A 19,285-nucleotide genomic window follows, 5' to 3' on the forward strand; every position below is an offset into this window, starting at 1 on the left:
GTCGGGCGCCTGGGCCTCTTGAGATCCTCACCAGGGTGAACGCCGGTGATTCCGGCAGGCACCACTACGCGGCACCACTCTGCGTTCCTGTTTTGTCGACCGCCGTCACTCCGGGAGCCGCTTTGTTGTTTGTGGTTGGTCTACCGGCCCGTGTGCGTTCTTTGATGCCCTCGGGCAGTTTGACGGTCTTGCCGACGTCGTGGCGGTTGGCAGGGTGTCGGTTCTTGGGGCCGGGAGGGCGGCCGGGTCCTGGCCGGGATGGTTTCGGTGTCTGGGCCGGCAGGCCGGGTTCGGGCGGAGGTTCCTGAATCCCTGGCGGACGCGGGTCGGGGTCAGTCGACCGTGGGAGACGGGCCGTTCCCAGGGGTGGCGGAGATCGGGGGCGGTCTTGCGGGGGAGGCGGAGTTGGGTGTGGGCGGCGATGACCAGCCAGACACCTCACGTTCCTCCGCCGTCAAACCAGTCGAGCCGCGTCCTCGAACAATGGCCTCGGGGTAGTGGCTAGAGGCATCGAGGCCAAGTCCAGCGAAGACATCCGCTCGGCGCCCGTGGCGCGTCACCAACGGCTCTTGTGTGACAGCGGCCATGAAGGCGCCGAGCACCGCCGCTCTCTGGAAAGGTCTGTTGACCGGGTCGAATGAAGGCATCTGCTCCGGCGCCCGCACGACCGCCATTCTCGGTGTTCATGGGACCTGGACACTCACGTGATCACCAGCACCGTGCCTGCACTCGTACCCGGCCCCGACCTCCCGGCAGACCAGGGCAACCCGCCACCAGCCCACCGAATCACGGCACTTCACGCCGAACCATCTTCACGCAAAGGCCCTGGGATTCCACCCCTCACCGGCGCATTGTTCCAGGCGAATCCAAGTGGAATCCGATGATGATGCGAGGGAAATTCAAGCGGTACTCGGGCGGTCCGCCCCCGGTCAGAGCAGCCGGAATTCCGGTGCGCCGTGCGACGGTGCCGCGCGCAGACGGAAAGGGCTGCCGCGGGCCTCCTGGCGGGAGGTCCGCGGCAGCCCCGGCAGCGCGGCGGGAAAGCCGCGTGTCACCCGGTCTTGCGCCGGAAGTACCGCTTCTGTCCGGCCGGGCCGCTCATGCCCTTGACCCTCAGACGGCCGTCCTCGTGCGCCTGCCGCGCCCGGCTGTCGTTGCCCTTGCGCTCGAGGGCCTCACGGAATTTCCGGCGGGCGTCGTTCTCCTCGACATTGCTCTGCGGCGTATCGGTCATACATACCTCCTGGACGCGATGTGCAGCACGGCCGGCCTGACAGGGACGTCCGGGACTGGCGAGCCATCTTTTTGTTGGGGGAAAGGAATTCGGCCTATGCCGGGTCGGGCACGAGACCGCCGGCGGTGAGGTCCGTCCGCTCGGCCTTCCCGGCGGGCCCGGCCTCCGCGTCCGCCGGCTTGCTGCGGGGCAGCAGCGGGGCGAGGGCGGCGGTCAGCAGGAAGGCGGCGACGTTGTACCAGAGAGTGAGGGAGACGGCGGAGCTGAAGTCGGCGGCTCGCGCCGCGGCCGTCCCCGCGGTGTCCGGGCCCACGAGCCCGAAGAGGACGGCCCCGACGACCGCGATGCCGATCGCGGCACCGAACTGCGTGGCGGCGTTGACCACGCCGGACCCGGCGCCCGCGTCCTCGGGGGGCAGGTCACCGAGCACGGCCGTGGCGAGGATGGGCGTGCTCAACCCCATGCCCAGGCCCATGAGGAAGGCCGTGCCGGCCACGTACGGCCACGTCAGTCCAGCGCCCTGGGTGTGCACGACGCCGATCGCGGCCAGGGAGCTCAGCGCCATAATGAGGGCGCCCGCCGCCACGAACAGGCGTTCCCGGGTGGCCCCGAAGCGCCAGCCGAGCTGGAACGTGGCGACGATGCCCAGCGGCCACGCCGCGATGGCGAGTGCCGTGTCGCCCACCGACCAGCCCAGACCGAACTGGAGGTGGTAGGTGAGCACGAAGGAGAACGAGGTGATGCCGGTGAACGCGAGCAGGGTCACGACCAGGCCGGCGGAGAAGGAGCGGTGGCGGAACAGGGTGGGGGGCACGAGAGCGGAGCCGTTCTTCGCCTGCCTCCTGCGCTCGTGGACCACGAACGCGAGGAACAGTGGCACCGAGGCGGCCAACACCACGAACATCCAGGCGGGCCAGCCCTGTTCGCGGCCCTGGACGAGCGGGAACATCAGGCTCAGAGAGGCCGCGGTCAGCAGGACCACGCCGGGCATGTCGAGCTGCGGGCGCTCGTCGGCGCGGAAGGAGGGCAGCGACCGGGCTCCGAGGATCAGCGCGAGAATCCCGATCGGGACGTTGACGAAGAACACCGTCCGCCAGCCGAGGCCCATCAGGTCGAGGTCGGTGAGCAGACCGCCCAGCAGCGGTCCCCCGATGCTGCCGAGGCTGAGCAGACCGCCCACCAGACCGGCGGCCAGGGCCCACTCCTTGCGGTCGAATGTCCGGACGATGACGGCCATGACTTGGGGAAGCATGAGGGCGGCCATGAACCCCTGCGTGAAGCGGCCGGCGATCAGCATGCCCGGGGAGACGGCCAGACCGCACAGGGCGGACGCCACGGTGAACAGGGCGACACCGGTCATGAAGACCCGCTTGGCCCCGAAGACGTCACCGAGTCGCCCCCCGGTGATCAGGAACATGGAGAAGGCGAGGGCGTAGCCGGCCATGGTCCACTGTGCGGAGGCGAAGCCGATCTCCATGTCCCGCTGGATGCTGGGCAGGGCGACGGTGACGATGTTGGCGTCGAGGCCGTCGAGGAAGGAGGCGATGCCGAGTACGCCCAGGGCGACCCATCGCGCGCGTCCGGACTGTGCTGTGTCTGTCACGTGATCAGCTCCTGGGAGAGGGGTGGGGGGTGGCGCGGTCCCGCCGGACCTGCCGCGCGGCGCTCCCGCCGTGCCGCCGCCCGGGGGCGGCGGCAGGCCGGGTTCACACCTCGAAGACGGCGCTCGCCCAGCTCATGCCGCGTCCGACGGCGGCCAGGGCGACGTGGTCGCCCTGCCGGAGGGCGTTGTGCTCGACGTCCCGGGCCAGGGCGAACAGCGGGTCGGCGGCACCGAGGTGCCCGTAGTCCTCGGCGAGCGGCAGGTTGGTGCGCTCCGCGGGGAAGTCCAGGGCTGCGACGAGTCCCGCCATCGCCGGCTGGTTGTCGAAGGGCAGGTTGAGCCGGGCCAGGTCGGTGAAATCGACACCGGCCCGCTTGCAGGCGCGTTCCACGACGAGCCGGTACTGGGCGCGGGAGTGGGCGCCGAACGCGGAGATCTTCTCGTGGTCGTCGCCGAAGTACTCCTTCACCTCGGCGATGCCCCGTACTCTCGGTGCGCCGCCCGCCGCGCCAGGCGTGCCGAAGGGGGCCGCCGCGCCTCCCGCGTCGAGGCGGAAGAAGTCGACGTAGGTGCCGTCCGTGGTGATGTCGCTCGCGCGCCAGCGCAGCCGGTCGTGACCGCGGCGGGCGACCGCCGCGACTGCACCGTCCGAGAAGCAGCCCGCCCCCGTCTCCAGCCGGTTCCAGTAGGGCTCGGCGACGCGGCTGGCCGCGACCACCACGGCCGTCCGGTACTCGGGATGGGTGGCGAACTTCCCGGCAACCAGGTCGAACGCGGCGACGCCCGACGAGCACGCCTGGGTCAACAGGACCGCCTCCGCGCCGTCGGCGCCGAGCCGGTGCAGGAGGCTCGCCGCCGCGTCCCAGTACAGGTACTCGGTGATGTCGGTGACCGCGAGGACCAGCAGGTCGATGTCGCCGGCGTCCGTGCCGGCGGCGTCCAGCGCCTTCCGTACAGCCCGGTACGACAGGTCCGTCAGGCCCACCCCTTCGGGACACCGGTGCATGTAGCGGCTCGCGTAGGTGCGGACCCGCTCGATGTCCTCGGTGTACTCGGCGGCGACGTCCAGCACCGGTACCTCGTCGCCGAGTTCGTAGCCGAGCGCCATCAGGCCGAAGCTCATGTGATCTCCTTGTCTGGGGCCCCTCCGGGCCGTGCCGCTACCAGGTGACCGGCAGCCGGTGCACGCCGTAGATGGCCATGTCGGTACACAGGGGTATCTCCTCGGCCGGAACAGCCATCCGCAGGCGCGGGAACCGGCGCAGCAGGGCGGCGTACGCGATCCGCAGCTCGACCCGTGCGAGATGGTGTCCGAGGCACTGATGCACGCCGTGCCCGAACGACAGGTGGCCGCCCGGCTTCCGCCCGGGGTCGAACCGCTCCGGGTCGCCGTCGAAGCGCCGCGGATCGCGGTTCGCGGCCGACAGGGAGAGCACGAGGCACTCACCGGCCGAGATCCGGTGGCCGCCCAGGTCGACGTCGGTCAGCGCGGTCCGCATCAGCCCCGCCCGGAAGAGCGGGAGGTACCGCAGCAGTTCCTCGACGGCGCTGTCGAGGAGGTCCGGCTCGGCCCTCAGCCCGGCCCACTGGTCCGGATGGCTCAGCAGGGTGTAGACGCCGAGTCCGAGCATGCTCGCCGTGGTCTCGTGGCCGGCGATCAGCACCACCAGCGCCACGGTCGCGATCTCCTGGTCGGAGAGCTCGTTCCCTTCGATCAGGCCGCTGATCAGGTCCGCCCCGGGCGCCGCGCGTCTGCGCGGCACGAGCCCGCCGAGGTAGGCGAGCATGCCGGCGTACGCGCCGTGGGTCTCCTCCTGCGTGGAGTCCAGCCGGAAGAAGGTGGCCACGTCGTGACGGAACATGTCCTGCTCGGCGTACGGCACGCCGAGGATCTCGCAGATCAGCAGCGTCGGGATCGGGACGGCGAACTCGGCGACGAGGTCGGCTCCGCGCCCCGCGGCCTCCAGCGCGTCCAGCCGCTGCTCGACGATCTCCTCGATCCGGGGCGCCAGTTCCCTGATCCGTCGCGCCGTGAAGTGCTTGGTGAGGAGCTTGCGGTAGCGGGTGTGCTCCGGTGGGTCCATACCGATGAACTGGCCGGGCTCCGCGGGTGTGATCCTCTCCGTGCCGAACGGGTGGTCGAAGGCGGCGTGGTGGTGCAGTTCCTGCCGTGCGCTGAACCGCTGGTCGGCGAGGACGGACCGCACCAGGGAGTGGCTGGTGACCAGCCAGCCCCTGTGCCCGTCCGGGAACAGCATCGGGGTGACGGGGTCCCGGTCCCGGAACACCCCCAGTTCGAGGGGTGGGTCGAGAGGCGAGGGCCGCTCTGTGGGCAGCTTGACCGGCTGGCACAGGGTGTTGCGCACGTCCTACTCCATCTCGCTGGCATCTCGGAGGCCCCTCCAGCTTCGCGACGAGCCCTGGACACGCGCTCGAGCCGACCTCGAGCGGCGCCGCCGGGCCGCCGGGCCGCGCCCGGCCCGGCCCGGTCAAGTCCCCCCAGTACGGCGTCGAGCGCCTTGTCCATCTCCTCGGCCGTCAGTTCCCCGGCGGCCTGGAGCGCCTCGCCGGCGTCGGCGGGGGCCGGGACCCCCTCGGGCCGTGCGAGCTCCAGCAGCCGGTCGAGCAGACCGCTCTGCCGCGGCAGAGCGGGGCTGACACGGTCCAGTGCCCACTGGGCGGCCCGCACCGGGTCCTGCGGCGGTGCCTCACCGGAGGCGGGCTCGTCGAAGGACAGCCGCCCGTGCAGGAAGTCGGCGATGGCCCAGGGCGTCGGGGCCAGGGCGTCCAGGAAGGCGTTGGCCGCTCCGTAGTTGCCCTGGCCGGGCGAGCCCAGAGTGCCCGCCACGGAGGAGAACAGCACGAAGGCCGCCAGGTCCAGGTCCCGGGTCAGTTTCTGCAGGTGCCAGGCGCCCATGAGCTTGGGCGCCAGGACCCGCTCGAACCGCTCCGCCGTCTGATTGCGCACGACTCCGTCGTCGATCACGGCCGCGAGGTGCACCACGCCGGTCAGCGGGTGCTCGCGCCCGGCCTCGGCCACGGCCGCGGCGACCTGGTCGCGGTCCGCCATGTCGCAGGCCACGATCCGTACGGACGCGGCGCTCGCCTCGGCCAGTTCGGCCGCCAGCTCCGCCGCGCCCGGCGCCGCCGAGTCCTGACGCGACGTCAGCACCAGGTGGCGCACGCCGTGCCGGCCGACCAGGTGGCGGGCGACCTGACGGCCCAGCTCACCCGTGCCCCCGCTGACCAGCACCGTGCCGTGGGTCGAGCACGCGCGGGACCGTGAGGACGATCTTGCCGGTATGCCGTCCCGACGCCATGTGGCGGAACGCGCCGGGCGCCTCCCTCACGTCGTACGCGAGGTGCGGCAGGGGCTCGATCGTGCCGTCCGTGAACTCCCCGGCGAGCGAGTTGAGGACCACGTCCACACCCGTGCCTCCGGTACCGGTCAGCCACTGCGCCTCGAAGGCCGTGTCGCGGGACGAGGCGATCCGCTCGTCGGGCAGCCCGAGGCCGCGCAGCGTCTGCCACTTGGCCCGGCCGGCCGTGCCGTAGACCTCGGCGCCCAGGTGGTGGGCAAGTTGTACGGCGGCCATGCCGACACCACCCGCCGCCGCGTGGACGAGCAGTTTCTCCCCCGCCTTCAGGTCGCCCAGCTCGGTGAGCGCGTAATAGGCGGTGAGGAAGGCGAGCGGGATCGTCGCACCCTGCTCGAAGGTGAGCGTGTCGGGCAGCCGCGCCATCAGATGACCGTCGCCGCGCACCTCCGTGCCGAACGCGCCGAGCGCCAGACCCATCGTGAACAGGGCTGGCCGGGCTGGATGTTCGCGCTGGCCGCCGCCTCCGCGCTGCTCTTCGTCGCGTTCGGCGTCCAGCAGGGGCGCAGGCACCGCCGCGACGGATCCGCCCTGGTCCCGCCGACCCTGTTCGCCCACCGCTCGTTCCGGGTGGGCGTCGTCGTGGTCATGCTGGCCTTCTCCGGCATCACCTCGTTCTTCCTGGTGCTGACCTACCACATGCAGCTCGGCCTCGACTGGTCCGCGCTGCGCACCGCCCTGGTGACGGTGGCGTTCCCGATCGGCATCATGGCGACCTTCCAGATCGCCTGGCGCAAGGGCACCGCCAACGGGCGCAAGTTCGTCGCGATCGGCACGTCCGTGATGACGCTCGGCACCCTCGCCATGATCCTCGCGGTGTCGAGCCAGGGCGCTGGCATCGACTGGTACCACGTCGCGGGCGCCGAACTGATCGTGGGCCTCGGCATGGGCCTGTGCTCGCCGATCCTGACCAACGTGGTGCTCGGCGACATCCCGCCGCAGGACGCCGGAGCCGGCTCCGGCGTGGTCAACGCCGTCATCCAGTTTCGGTACGGCCGCGGGCATCGCCATCGTCGGCGTCATCTTCTTCAGCCTCACGGGCAGCGAGGTCGCGGGCGCGGACCGGGCCGACCGCTTCTGCGACGCCACCTCCGTGACGCTCTGGTACAACGTCGCCGTCTTCACGCTCGTCGCCCTCCTCAGCCCGCTCCTGCCCGCCTCGAAGACCCCTCAGGCCGAGCCGGAGACGACATCCACGGAGCCCGCCGCACAGACCGCGGCGCCCGCCACGAAGGACCGGCTCCTCCTTGACACCGCCTGACCCCGGAAATGGCGAATTCCATTGCCTGGAGTCGTGAATGCGGGGTCGTCATTCCAGCAATTCTGTGCCAGACTTTTTCTGTCGATTGATTGCAGGAGGTACGTATGACTGACAAGTCGTTCGACGGTGGCGTTGCAGAAGATGCCAAGGAGAAGTTCCGCGAGGCGCTGGAGCGCAAGTCCAACGCAACGCGCGCCCGCACGGCTCACGAAGAGGGCCGCATCAAGGTGAAGAACATGAGCGGTTCGGCCGGCCAGAAGCGGTATTTCCGCAGGAAGACTGGTTGATCAAACCCGACTCCACCCCCCATGGGTCGCCGCGGTCCATTCCACTGGAATGGACCGCGGCGGCTTTTTGCGTGCCCGCAATATCCACTCGAATCACGCTCGAATTCGACTCGAATTGCGCTTGGATTTCAGTGGAGAATTGAACCCGGGGCGATGCGTTCCGGCCATGATCGCAAGTGTTCGCGAGTCATTCCGTACGCATTCCCGTGCGGAACCCGAGGCGGGCTGTAGCGCCCGGGCCGATCCTGGAGTGTCCGGCACCAGGCGCTTCCCGGTGCGACCGTCGAAAGGGGCTCCCCATGATCATCGTCGAGGAACGTCCGCTGCTGACCGCCCCCGCGGTGGGCGTCACGCCCGCAGGGGAACACCCTGCCGACCCGCCGGCGCACACGGACTCCCCGGACCGCGCGGACTCTTCGAGTCTCACGGACCGTGCGGACCGCACGGAGCTTCCCGGGACGACCGCCGCCGAGGACACCTCGACGGCCCTCGCCATGGCCTCGATCCGGATCTCCCGGGGCAACCCCACCGCCGAGGAGACGGCCGCCCTGGCCGCCCTCCTCACGGCCCGCCTGCGCCTGCTCAACGAGGCCCGGCAGCCCGCGCCCTCCGCCCCGCGCACCCGCAAACTCCCCACCCAGCCCTGCCGGCCGTTCCGCGCACCGGGCGCCTGGGCTTCCTGACTTCGTCCAGCCGGCTGTCTATCCGGGGTCTGAGCCCGGCGTGGCAGCGCTGCCTGAGGTCGTCGCAGGTTTCGCGTGGAGGATCTCGCGGGCCTGCTCCGCGGCCCGGGTGATGCTCTCGGAGACGAAGTCGACGAAGCGGGCGATGTTCTCGAGGCGGGTGGCGGCCGGGGTGTCAGGGCCGAGGATGCCCACCCCCTGCCGTGCGGTCTCGGCGAGCTGAGCGGTGGAGCGCGCGCTGGCGATCATCGACTGGTACCACACGTCGTCGTCGACGATGTAGCGCTCGCGGCGGCGTTCGTCGCGTTCCCTGCGGACGAGGCCCTGACTCTCCAGGAACGCGATCGCTTTGGAGATCGACGCCGGGCTGACCGCGAGGCGCTGGGCGAGCGCGGACGCGGTGAGGCTGCCCGCGTCCGTGGTGTAGAGGGACACCAGTACCCGGGCCGTCATCTTGGGCAGGCCCGAGGCCATGAGGAGGGTCGTGAACACCTCCTCGTACGCGCGCACGGCCTCGGGGTCGCGTCCGTGGGCCTGCACCGGAACCTGCTGCCCTCGGGGTGCGGTCTGCTTGCGCCGGTGGGCGCGGTGTCCGGTGGCTCGGTGGGCCAGATCGGCGCGGTAGCCGGCGGGGCCGCCGTTGCGCATCACCTCGCGCGTGATCGTCGAGGTCGGACGGTCCAGACGTCTGCCTATCTCCGCGTAGGCGAGCCCGTCGGCCACCCCCATTGCGATCTGCTGACGTTCCTGCTGAGTGAGCCGGCCTCCCGGCATCGCGATCCCCCCTCGTGGTTGCCTGACGCCCCCAGCATAGCGTTCACTCCTACTCCAATGCAACGGTCGAGACGGCTCTCGTTGCGTTGAAATCGAAACTATTGCAACGATACTTAGCCTCTGACCTGCATTAATGCTAATGTTGCGCAACGAATATGTTGCTCAAACAGTGAAGGCAACGTAGCGTTTTCGACATCAGAAACAACGAGCCGAAGGACAGCATCATGCAGAAGTTCGACACCCCCGCCCCGATCGCCGCCGTTCTGGACATCCCCGCGGGACTCATCCGGTTCATCGCCGCCGACCGGGCCGACACCACGGTCGAGGTCCGGCCCGCGAACGCTTCCAAGAGCCGTGACGTGAAGGCGGCGGAGCAGACCACGGTCGAATACGTCGACGGCGTGCTGCGGATCGCAGCCGCTCCGGCGAAGAACCGGGTCCTGGGCCACTCCGGTTCCGTCGAGGTGACGGTCCAGCTGCCCGCCGGTTCCCGTGTCGAGGCGAAGACGGCCGCCGCCGAACTCCGGGGCGTGGGACGGCTCGGTGACGTCACCCTCGAGGCCGCGCAGGGCTCGATCAAGCTCGACGAGACCGCGGGCGCCCGCCTCACCCTCCTCGCCGGCGACGTCTCGGTCGGCCGCCTGGGCGGCCCCGCCGAGATCAGCACCGCACAGGGCGACATCCGGATCGCCGAGGCCGTGCGCGGCACGGTCGTGCTGCGCACCCAGGCCGGCGACGTGTCGGTCGGCGCCGCCCGCGGCGTCTCCGCCTCGCTGGACGCGGGCACCGGCCTCGGCCGGATCAGCAACGCGCTCAAGAACACCGACGGCGCCGCGGAGCTGAGCATCCACGCGACCACCGCCCACGGTGACATCACCGCCCGCAGCGTCTGAGCGGCTCCTGCGACCGCGACCGCGACCGCGACCGCGACCGCGACCGCGACCGCGACCGCGACCGCGACCGCGACCGCGACCGGGGCCGCGACCGGCCCGGGCTACAGCCGGCGCAGGAGGGCGGCCCGGTCGACCTTGCCCTGCCTGGTCAGGGGCAGCTCGTCGAGCGCGATGATGCGCGCGGGGACCATGTACGACGGCAGGACGGTCCGCAGGGCGCGTGCGACCTCGGCCTTCGAAAGCGGCTCGGCCGTCGGCACGTAGAAGGCGGCCAGCGACCGCCCGCCCCGCCCCGTGGGCGCCACCACCGACGCGGCCCGGACGCCCGGGCACTGGAGGAGGGCGCTCTGCACCTCGCCCAGTTCGATCCGGTAGCCGCGCACCTTGACCTGGTCGTCGAGGCGGCCCAGGAACTCCAGGTCGCCGCCCGCCAGCCAGCGGGCGCGGTCACCGGTGCGGTACATGCGCTCGCCGGGGCGTACGGCTCCCGGGTCGGGCAGGAACTTCGCGGCGGTGAGAGGGGCGGCCGCGGCGTAGCCCAGGGCGACGCACGTGCCGGCGATGTACAGATCGCCCTCCTTGCCCAGGGGGCAGGGCCGCAGCTCGCTGTCGAGCACGTAGTAGCGGGCGTTCTGCATCGGTTTGCCGTAGGGGATGCTCGGCCACGCGGGGTCGACGTCCCGCACCCGGTAGTCGTTGGACCAGACGGTGCACTCCGTGGCGCCGCCGAACGACACCACCTCGGCGTTCGGGAACGCGGCACGGATCTGGTCCGGGAGCGGCACCGGGATCCAGTCGCCGCTGAGCAGGGCCAGGCGGAGCGTGTCGCGCCCGGCGGGCTCGCGGGCCTGGACGAAGGGCATGACCATGGCCAGGGAGGCGGGCGCCGAGTCCCAGATGGTGATGGCCTCCCGTTCGAGCAGGTCCACCAGCGTGTCCGGCTCGGCGAGTTCAGCCGCCGACGCCAGCCGTACGGTCGCGCCGGCGGCGAGCACGCCGAACATGTCGTAGACCGAGAGGTCGAAGCAGAACGACGTGACGAACAGGAGCTTGTCGGCGGGCCCGACCCCGTAGGTGCGGTTCACCCAGTCGATGAGGTTCACCGCCGACCGGTGGGAGACGCAGACGCCCTTGGGCGTACCGGTCGAGCCCGACGTGAAGATGGTGTAGCAGACGTCGTCGGCCGTCGGGCCGGTGGTGAGGGGATCGGCCGGCCGGAGGCCGACGTGATGGCCGGTCCACAGCGGCTCACGCGGCGGCGCCGCACGGTCGCGGGACACCGCCGCACGGCCGCGCGACGGCTCGACGCGGATGACGGCGTCGTAGCGCTCGGCCAGTTCGCCGGTGAACTCCCCGGCCCGGCGGCGGTGGACGTCCGCGCGGGCCACCCCGGGCAGCAGTTCGGGCAGCCGCTCGACGAAGCGGGGCGGCACCCGGAGGCCGGAGTGGGCGCCGAGCCCGGGGTCGACGAGGTCGGCGAGGACGATGACGCCGTCGTCGGCGAGCAGCCCGAGGAGCGAGTCGAGGACGCCCGTCAGGTGGTCGAGGTCCGGCAGGAACTGCACCGTACTGGCCAGCACGACGACGTCGAACGGACCGCTCACCCGCTCGGCGGCCTCGTGCGCGAAGCACACCACGCCTTCGACCTCGCCCCCGGCGCGGGCCCCGGTCTCCTGGCTCCTGGCCACGGACACCGGTGAGGGGTCGACGGCGACGTAGCGGGACGCCTGCGGTGCCAGGGCCTCGACGATCAGACCGGATCCGCACCCGATCTCCAGGACCGAGGGCCGCTCGGCGGACGTCGCGGCCCGTACGAACCGTGCCACGTGGTCCTGGTAGCCCCGCAGGTCATCCGCGGTGAAGGGCCGCTGCGAGCGGCGGGTGTTGAAGCCCGCGGCCTCGAGCGGGTCGGGGGAGCCGGACAGGTAGTCGAAGAGGTCCGCGACGGCCTCGCGCCGGAAGGTGGCCGACCAGGAGAACTCCTCGGGGATGCCGGGGCACAGCACGTGCCGGAGCGAGGGCACCTCCCACCGGAACTCCTGTACGGAGGGCAGGGACGCGCGGTCGGTCAGCACGGCCGCCACGTCGAGCTGGTCGAGCAGCCCGACCACCCGGGAGGCCGGCCACGCCGGGTCGAGCGGCACGTAGGAGGCGCCGGCCTTGAGCACCGCGAGCATGCCGACGAGGGCCGAGGCGTCACGCTCGCCGTACACGCCGACGGCCGAGCCCCGGCCCAGTCCCAGCTCGCGCAGCAGCCGCGCCAGCCGGTTGGAGTGGCGGTCCAGTTCGCCGTGGGTGATGACCTGCTTGTCGGAGGTCACGATCGCCGGCCGGTCCGGGTGGCGACGGGCGGTCTCGGCGATCAGCACGGGGATCGTGGCGTCGTCGCGGAAGGGCCGCGCGGTCTCGTTCCACCTGCTCCAGGGGGCGTCCGTGACGGACACCGGCCGGGCGCTCACCGGGCCGGTGCGGCCGGTGCGGCCGGCGCCCGAAGGCCCTCGTGGGCCGCCAGCGCGCCGGTCAGTTCGTTCACCGTCGGGTGGTTGAAGAAGAGCCGCAGGGCCAGGCGCACGCCGAACTCCGCCCCGAGCGCGGCCATGATCTCGGCGACCAGCAGGGAGCTCCCGCCGGCCTCGAAGAAGTCCTCGTCGTCGCCGAAGTCCTCGTGCTCCAGCGCGTCGGCCCACTGGACCCGCACCCGGGCGCGCAGCAGTTCGAGGTCCGGGCCGTCGTGGCCGATGTGGTCCGGGCTCGCCACCCCGACCGATCCGAAGTCGTTCACCGATCTCTCCCGCGTTCTCTCTCGGTGCTCTGGGGTCCGCGCTCACCCGGTCGAGGGCTCCGACCGGATGCCAGTCTCGCCGCGGTGGGCTGCCGTTGTCCGAGGATCTTTCAGAGGTCAGTCAGGGTTGGCGCCCGTGGGCCACGGCGACTGGTCATCCTCACGTGCATGGGAACTCACACGAAAAGCCGCTGGTTCGTCGGCGTCCCCCACGAAGGCCCCAAGGAGTGCGCGCTGTACGCCTTTCCGCACGCGGGCGCCGGCGTGACCACGGTGCGGCCGCTGTGCGTCGAGCTCTCCGACGCCTTCGACGCCTTCGCGGTACGACTCCCGGGCCGGGAGTCCCGGCTCGAGGAGCCGGCGGAGACCGCCATGCCCGAACTCGCCGACAAGCTCGCCGACGAACTGCTCCAGCACGCCGAGGGACGGCCGGTGGTGCTGTACGGGCACTGCGCCGGCTCGACGATCGCCTACGAGGTGGCACGGCGCCTGGGCCCCGCCCGGGTGCGGGCCCTGGTCGTCTCCTCGAACCCGGCCCCCGGCAGCGTCCGCCGCGAGCCCACGTTCGCGCTGCCGCGGCCGGACTTCCTCCGGCAGGTCGTGGCGGACGGGTACCTCCCGGCGCAGCTCCTCGGCAACGAGGAACTGCTCGACATCGTCGAGCCCGCCCTGCGCGCCGACTACGAACTCATCGAGACCCACGAGCTGGAGCTGTACGAGCGCGGCGGCGCCGAGCCCGTCGCGGTCCCGACGGTGGCCGTGTACGGCCACGACGACCACACCGTCGAACGCGCCCAGCTCGACGCGTGGTCGACGCTCACCACCGGGCCGTTCCGGCTCGTGTCGCTGCCGGGCGGCAACGACCTGCCGACCAGCCGCCCGGCGGACCTGGCGGCGGCCATCGGCGAGGCCGTGGCGGCCCTCGCCTGAGCACCGGCGCGGCGCCCGGCCGGGTCTGGCACACATCTGTCAGACGGCCCGATGACCCGGTGCTCCCCTTCCTAGGGTGGGCTCACGACCGAACCTGCGCACCATGACCGAAAGGGAACAGGAGCATGGCGCCCCTCACGAACGCGCGACAGCGCCCCACCAGCCGGTTCGAGGAGGCCGAGGCCGCGCTCCGCGCGCAGGAGGGCGTGGCGCAGGCGGCCGTGGTCTCCCGCGAGGACCGGCTCGGGGAGCGGCGCCTGGTGGCGTACGTCGTACCCGGGGTGCCGGACGCGGACGTGACCCGGCACGTGGAGAAGTGGCGCGCGGTCTACGACGAGATGTACGGCGACACCGCGGCGGACAACGGGATCGGCGAAGACTTCACCGGATGGAACAGTGCCTACACGCGCGAACCCATCCCCCTGCCGCAGATGCGCCAGTGGCGCGCGTCCGCGGTGGAGCGGGTGCGCGCTCTGGAGGCGCGCCGGGTGCTGGAGATCGGGGTGGGCTCCGGGCTGCTGCTCGGGCCGCTGGCACCGGAAACCGAGGCCTACTGGGCCACCGACTTCTCCGACGCGGTCATCGAACGGCTCGGCGCCCAGGTCGCCGCGGAGCCGCGGCTGAAGGACAGGGTGACACTGCGGTGCCAGCCCGCCGACTCCGCCGACGGACTGCCGGCGGAGTACTTCGACACGGTGCTCCTCAACTCGGTCGTGCAGTACTTCCCCGACGCCGCCTACCTCTCGGCCGTCCTGGACGTCGCGCTCCGGCGGCTCGCCCCGGGCGGCCGGATCCTCGTCGGCGACGTCCGCAACCACGGCACCCTGCGGGAGTTCCTGACGGCCGTCCACCACGCCCAGCGCCCCGGTGACGAGCCGTCCGCCGTGCGGGCGGCGGTCGCCCGCGCCGTGCTCCGCGAGACGGAACTCCACCTCGATCCGGGCTTCTTCACCGAGTGGGCCGACGCGCACGACGAGGTCGCGGCCGTGGACGTCCGGCTCAAGCCCGGACCGGACGGGAACGAACTCACCCGCCACCGCTACGAAGTCGTCCTGCACAAGCGGTTGAGCACGCCGACGCACCTCGCGGACGTCCCCGCCGTCACCTGGGGCTCGGACGTGCACCAGGTGTCCGGCCTGGAGGCCGAGCTGGCCCGGCACGGCGGCCGCCTGCGGCTGACCCGGATACCGAACGCCAGGCTGGTGAGCGAGGCGGCCGAATGCGGGGCCCCCGCCACGGCGGAAGGCACGCCCCTCGACCCGCACGCGCTGGAGACCTGGGGCCGGGAGCACGGCCGCGCCGTCCTGTGCACCTGGTCGGCCGAGGCGCCCGGCTGGTTCGAGGCGGTGATCGTGCCCGCGGACGGCAGGCACTGCTACGGCGGGGTGTACCGGCCCCTGGACACCCGGGCCAGGCCGCTCGCCAACGTGCCCGGGGCCTCCCGCCGGGCCTCGAGGCTGCCGGCGGTGCTGCGGCGGGAACTGGCGGCCGAACTGCCCGGCCACCTGGTGCCGGACGACATCGTGGTCATCGCCCACCTGCCGCTGACCGCCGACGGCACGGTAGACCGCGCCGCGCTCCCCGAACCGAACTGAAGGCAGCGGAGGAAGACATGGCAGTGAACCCGTTCGACGACGAGGACGGCGAGTTCTACGTGGTGGTCAACGACGAGGAGCAGCACGCGCTGTGGCCCACGTTCGCCGTCGTGCCCGACGGCTGGCGCGTCGTGGCCGGCCCGGCGGGGCGGGCGCGGAGCATCGCGTACGTCGAGGAGAACTGGACCGACCTGCGGCCGCGGAGCCTGCGCGAGGCGACGCCGGCGTCCTGACGCGGGCCTGTGGCCGCGGACTCGACCGGGGCTCGTCCGTGCCGAGAGGTCCATGGGTTTCGGTGGTTCGGACCGGATGTACGTGGGTTGTACAGGGAGGACGTGCCCGTGGGCGTTCGAAATTCCGACGTCGTCTTCGTCCGCTGGCCGGCGCAGGCGGATCTGAGAACCCGCTGCCGGCAGGAGGGCATGCCGCGCCTGCTCGTCGTTGAGGCGGGCGCGCAGCCGCCGATCAGCAACGATCCGGTCGAGGACTGGGTACGCCCCCCGGTGTCCCGGGACGACCTCGAAGCCCGGGTCACCGTCCTGCAGAGCCGTTTCGACAGCAACCGGGTACCGACGATCGACTCGACCGGGACCCTGAGCTTCGGCCATCACTCCATCACCGTCTCCACCACGCAAACGGAGTTGATGCGCCTGCTCGTCGACCGCTTCGGCGACGTCGTGCACCGCTCCGAGTTCGTGCAGCGCTTCGCCCTGCAGACGCTGACGCTGAACAGGAACGCGCTCGACCTGCACATCATGCGGCTGCGCCGCCGGCTCCTGCCCATCGAACTGTCCATCCGGACCGTGTGGGGGCGGGGCTACATGCTGGAGAACGCGGTGTCCGCCGAGGCCGTCCCGGCGGCGAACGCCTCCGGTGTCTGACCGTGCCGCACCCCACAGAGCGCAGGGACCAACCGACCACTCGACACCGGAGATTACCTTGAACTCCTCGACGACCAGCACCCTCTACGAGGTGGGCGACCTGCCCCCGCTCGGGACCGTCCCCCGTTCCATGTACGCGTCGGTCATCCGCCCGGAACGGTACGGGGCCCCGGCTACGGCCTTCCAGACGGAGGTCGTCGAGACGCCCGAGGTGCCGCCCGGGTTCGTCCTCGTCGCGGTCATGGCCGCCGGCATCAACTACAACAACGTCTGGGCGGCCAAGGGGCATCCCGTCGACGTCGTGGCGGCACGTCAGCGGCAGGGCAGCCCGGAGCCCTTCCACGTCGGCGGATCGGATGCCTCCGGAATCGTCTGGAAGGTGGGAGAGGGCGTACGGCAGGTCAAGGTGGGCGACGAGGTCATCGTCTCGGCCGGCCTGTGGGACGAGCACGATCCCGATGTCCGGCTCGGCGTCGATCCCATGTTCGCGGCATCGCTGAAGGCGTGGGGCTACGAATCGAACTGGGGCTCGTTCGCCCAGTTCGCCCTGGTGGCCGACTTCCAGTGTCTGCCCCGGCCCACCAGGCTGAGCTGGGCGGAATCCGCGGGATTCCTGCTGACCGGTGCGACGGCGTACCGGCAGCTCAACGGCTGGGCGCCCAACACGGTGCAGCCCGGTGACGGAGTCCTCATCTGGGGCGGCTCCGGCGGCCTCGGCTCCATGGCCATCTCCCTGACCCGGCAGATGGGAGGCAGGCCCATCGCCGTCGTGTCCTCACCGGAGAAGGCCAAGTACTGCCTCGACCTGGGTGCGGCGGGCGTCATCGACCGGACCAAGTTCAGCCACTGGGGACGCGTGCCCGAGGCCGGCACCGAGGAGCACAAGCGGTGGACCGCCGACCTGCGGGCCTTCGGGCGGGAGATCTGGGACATCCTCGGTGAGAAGGCCTCTCCCAAGATCGTTTTCGAGCATCCCGGCAGCGACACCATCCCCACGTCGGTCTACGTGTGCGGCACGGGCGGGATGATCGTGATCTGCGGGGCCACGTCCGGCTTCAACGTGGACGTCGACCTCAGGTACCTGTGGATGAGGCAGAAGCGGCTCCAGGGATCCCATTTCGCCAATCCGCGCGAGTGCCTCGCCGTGACCCGCCTCGTCGACATGGGCCTCCTCGACCCGCACCTGGGGCACACGTACGCCTTCGAGGAGATCGGCCGGGCCCATCAGGACCTGCTGGAGGGCGTGCAGGCACCGGGCAACTCGGCCGTACTGGTCGGTGCGACGAACAATCCCGGTCTCGGGGACCGCTGAGCCGTCGCAGAAATCCTCGGGAAGCACTCGAGGAGCAGTTGTGCCGCAATCGCGAGAAAGCTGCACACTGCATGAATGGACAGATCGAGATCCGGGTTGTCTGCCATCATCGAGTCACGCCAATCCGCGGGGGTTTTTCCCGAAGTCAACGGGAATTCGTTTCCGCGGCCGGGCGTGACCGCATGTCCTCCGAGCGGGGTTCCGCCTGGGCCGGCCGAACAGGCCCTTACAACCACGGAGTCGACTTGACCAGGACCGATCTGCAGCCGGTGGCGTTCCCCACCGAGCGCACCTGCCCCTTCAGCCCTCCCCCGAAGCTGACCGAGCTGCGGGACGAGCACCCGGTGAGCAGACTGGCCTACCCCGACGGCACCGACGGCTGGCTGGTCACCGGGTACGCCGCCGCGCGTGCCGTCCTGAACGACCCCCGGTTCAGCTCACGCGGAGAACACCGCCGGATGGCGGTGGGGGAGGGCGCCCCGGGGCCGACGAGGCCGGGCGTCTTCATCTTCATGGACCCCCCGGAGCACAGCCGGTTCCGGAAGCTGTTCACCGGTGAATTCACCGTACGGCGGACCAGGAACCTGGAACCGAAGGTGGAGCGGATCACCGCGGACCGGATAGCCGCGATGCGGGAGATCGGACCGCCGGTGGATCTCGTGCGCGAATTCGCCCTGCCGATTCCCTCACTGGTGATATGCGAGCTGCTGGGTGTTCCGTACGAGGACCACGCGTTCTTCCAGCGGCATTCGGAAACCATGCTCGACTACGACCGCTCGATGGACGAGGTCGTGGAAGCATTCCAATTGATGGCGGAATTCCTGACCCGGCTGGTCCGCCTCAAGCGCGAGCGGCCGCAGGACGACCTGCTGAGCAGGGTCGCCGCGTCCGACCTCACGGACGAGGAAGCCGCGGGCTCGGCGATGCTCGTCCTCACGGCGGGCCACGAGACCACCGCGAAGATGCTGGGACTCGGCACGTACCTGCTGCTCTCCCGGCCGGAGCAACTGGCGCTGCTGCGCAAGGACCCGTCCCTGATCGACGGCGCGGTCGAGGAGATGCTGCGCTACCTGAGCATCGTCCAGTTCGGCATCATCCGCGGAGCCACGCAGGACGTCGAGCTGGAGGGCCGGCGGATCCGGGCGGGCGAGGTCGTGACCGTGGCCCTGTCCGCGGCCAACCGCGACGGCGACGCCTTCCAGGACCCGGACGCGCTCGACCTGACCCGCAGCGCCGGCCGGCACCTCGGCTTCGGCTACGGCGTGCACCAGTGCGTGGGACAGCAGCTCGCCCGGGTCGAAATGCGGGTGGCCTTCGGCCAGTTGATCCGCGAGTTCCCCGGCCTGCACCTGGCCGCCGCGCCCGACGAGATCGAGACGACCCACCTGTCGTCGATGTACGGCGTGCGGCGCCTGCCCGTCGGCTGGTGACGGCGATGAGGGTCGACGTCGACACGGACAAGTGCTGCGGCGCGGGCATGTGCGCGCTGACCGAGCCCCTGGTGTTCGACCAGAGCCGGGAGGACGGGACGGTCGTGCTGCTCAGCGCGCATCCGCCCGAGGAACTGTGGGACAGCGTCGAGGAGTGCGTGCGGGTGTGCCCCTCGCAGGCGATCAGCCTCGACGAGACCGCGTAGGGACCGGGTGGCCGGCAGCGGCCGCCCCCGGACCCCG

19 protein-coding genes and 2 pseudogenes are annotated in these 19,285 nt (G+C 71.2%); 11 read left to right on the forward strand and 10 right to left on the reverse strand.

Annotated features, from left to right (window positions below):
- Window positions 1–64 precede the first annotated feature (64 nt).
- The 7 genes and pseudogenes from JIW86_RS40685 to JIW86_RS41875 all read right to left on the reverse strand — a co-directional run.
- A pseudogene (locus JIW86_RS40685) lies at window positions 65–432 on the reverse strand (hypothetical protein); the annotation flags it as partial.
- Between the two features lie 619 nt (window positions 433–1,051).
- A complete protein-coding gene (locus JIW86_RS40690; protein WP_257559763.1) occupies window positions 1,052–1,234 on the reverse strand; it encodes a DUF5302 domain-containing protein in 183 nt (60 codons plus the stop codon).
- 94 nt (window positions 1,235–1,328) lie between these two features.
- Window positions 1,329–2,837: an MFS transporter gene (locus JIW86_RS40695; protein WP_257559764.1), complete on the reverse strand. Its 1,509-nt coding sequence runs from the start codon at window positions 2,835–2,837 to the stop codon at window positions 1,329–1,331.
- Between the two features lie 103 nt (window positions 2,838–2,940).
- On the reverse strand, window positions 2,941–3,960 hold the full coding sequence (locus JIW86_RS40700; RefSeq protein ID WP_257559765.1) for a 3-oxoacyl-ACP synthase III family protein: 1,020 nt from the start codon (window positions 3,958–3,960) through the stop codon (window positions 2,941–2,943).
- Window positions 3,961–3,997: 37 nt separating this feature from the next.
- On the reverse strand, window positions 3,998–5,203 hold the full coding sequence (locus JIW86_RS40705; RefSeq protein ID WP_257559766.1) for a cytochrome P450: 1,206 nt from the start codon (window positions 5,201–5,203) through the stop codon (window positions 3,998–4,000).
- 470 nt (window positions 5,204–5,673) lie between these two features.
- A pseudogene (locus JIW86_RS41870) lies at window positions 5,674–6,090 on the reverse strand (SDR family NAD(P)-dependent oxidoreductase); the annotation flags it as partial.
- Entirely contained in the window at window positions 6,065–6,580 is a 516-nt protein-coding gene (locus tag JIW86_RS41875; protein WP_322975635.1) for a zinc-binding dehydrogenase, read from the reverse strand. The pseudogene JIW86_RS41870 and the gene JIW86_RS41875, both read right to left, overlap by 26 nt.
- Before the next feature lie 3 nt (window positions 6,581–6,583).
- Between JIW86_RS41875 and JIW86_RS40715 the strand changes: the two genes are divergently transcribed.
- From JIW86_RS40715 to JIW86_RS40725, 3 genes are all read left to right on the forward strand, one after another.
- On the forward strand, window positions 6,584–7,465 hold the full coding sequence (locus JIW86_RS40715) for an MFS transporter (RefSeq protein WP_257559767.1): 882 nt from the start codon (window positions 6,584–6,586) through the stop codon (window positions 7,463–7,465).
- Between the two features lie 114 nt (window positions 7,466–7,579).
- Entirely contained in the window at window positions 7,580–7,762 is a 183-nt protein-coding gene (locus JIW86_RS40720; protein WP_215141663.1) for a DUF5302 domain-containing protein, read from the forward strand.
- 299 nt (window positions 7,763–8,061) lie between these two features.
- Window positions 8,062–8,445 carry an acyl-CoA carboxylase epsilon subunit gene (locus JIW86_RS40725; RefSeq protein ID WP_257559768.1) on the forward strand — a complete coding sequence of 128 codons (384 nt, stop codon included), beginning with the start codon at window positions 8,062–8,064 and terminating at the stop codon, window positions 8,443–8,445.
- 18 nt (window positions 8,446–8,463) lie between these two features.
- On the opposite strand, the gene JIW86_RS40730 is transcribed toward JIW86_RS40725, so the two are convergent.
- Window positions 8,464–9,219, reverse strand: coding sequence for a GbsR/MarR family transcriptional regulator (locus JIW86_RS40730; RefSeq protein WP_257559769.1), 756 nt, complete (start codon window positions 9,217–9,219; stop codon window positions 8,464–8,466).
- A gap of 224 nt (window positions 9,220–9,443) precedes the next feature.
- Between JIW86_RS40730 and JIW86_RS40735 the strand changes: the two genes are divergently transcribed.
- Window positions 9,444–10,112 carry a DUF4097 domain-containing protein gene (locus JIW86_RS40735; protein WP_257559770.1) on the forward strand — a complete coding sequence of 223 codons (669 nt, stop codon included), beginning with the start codon at window positions 9,444–9,446 and terminating at the stop codon, window positions 10,110–10,112.
- A gap of 101 nt (window positions 10,113–10,213) precedes the next feature.
- On the opposite strand, the gene JIW86_RS40740 is transcribed toward JIW86_RS40735, so the two are convergent.
- Together JIW86_RS40740 and JIW86_RS40745 are read right to left on the reverse strand one after the other, a co-directional pair.
- A complete protein-coding gene (locus tag JIW86_RS40740) occupies window positions 10,214–12,556 on the reverse strand; it encodes an amino acid adenylation domain-containing protein (RefSeq protein WP_257559771.1) in 2,343 nt (780 codons plus the stop codon).
- 11 nt (window positions 12,557–12,567) lie between these two features.
- Window positions 12,568–12,894, reverse strand: a complete 327-nt coding sequence (locus JIW86_RS40745) for an acyl carrier protein (protein ID WP_257559772.1) — start codon at window positions 12,892–12,894, stop codon at window positions 12,568–12,570.
- Between the two features lie 168 nt (window positions 12,895–13,062).
- Here JIW86_RS40745 and JIW86_RS40750 point away from each other — a divergent pair, with 168 nt between their 5' ends.
- The 7 genes from JIW86_RS40750 (at window position 13,063) to JIW86_RS40780 (ending at window position 19,248) form a co-directional block, all read left to right on the forward strand.
- Window positions 13,063–13,824, forward strand: coding sequence for a thioesterase II family protein (locus JIW86_RS40750; protein WP_215143700.1), 762 nt, complete (start codon window positions 13,063–13,065; stop codon window positions 13,822–13,824).
- Between the two features lie 125 nt (window positions 13,825–13,949).
- On the forward strand, window positions 13,950–15,419 hold the full coding sequence (locus JIW86_RS40755) for a methyltransferase (protein WP_257559773.1): 1,470 nt from the start codon (window positions 13,950–13,952) through the stop codon (window positions 15,417–15,419).
- Window positions 15,420–15,436: 17 nt separating this feature from the next.
- Window positions 15,437–15,652: an MbtH family protein gene (locus JIW86_RS40760; protein WP_257559774.1), complete on the forward strand. Its 216-nt coding sequence runs from the start codon at window positions 15,437–15,439 to the stop codon at window positions 15,650–15,652.
- Window positions 15,653–15,760: 108 nt separating this feature from the next.
- On the forward strand, window positions 15,761–16,300 hold the full coding sequence (locus tag JIW86_RS40765; RefSeq protein ID WP_257559775.1) for a winged helix-turn-helix domain-containing protein: 540 nt from the start codon (window positions 15,761–15,763) through the stop codon (window positions 16,298–16,300).
- Between the two features lie 58 nt (window positions 16,301–16,358).
- Window positions 16,359–17,612 (forward strand): crotonyl-CoA carboxylase/reductase, encoded by a 1,254-nt coding sequence (gene ccrA, locus JIW86_RS40770; protein WP_263862087.1) that lies wholly within the window; start codon window positions 16,359–16,361, stop codon window positions 17,610–17,612.
- 245 nt (window positions 17,613–17,857) lie between these two features.
- Window positions 17,858–19,042: a cytochrome P450 gene (locus tag JIW86_RS40775; protein ID WP_257559776.1), complete on the forward strand. Its 1,185-nt coding sequence runs from the start codon at window positions 17,858–17,860 to the stop codon at window positions 19,040–19,042.
- Between the two features lie 5 nt (window positions 19,043–19,047).
- Entirely contained in the window at window positions 19,048–19,248 is a 201-nt protein-coding gene (locus JIW86_RS40780; RefSeq protein ID WP_215143689.1) for a ferredoxin, read from the forward strand.
- Window positions 19,249–19,285: the final 37 nt, after the last annotated feature.

The sequence above is a fragment of the Streptomyces sp. NBC_00162 genome, from assembly GCF_024611995.1.
In the GTDB taxonomy this organism is placed as follows: Bacteria; Actinomycetota; Actinomycetes; order Streptomycetales; family Streptomycetaceae; genus Streptomyces.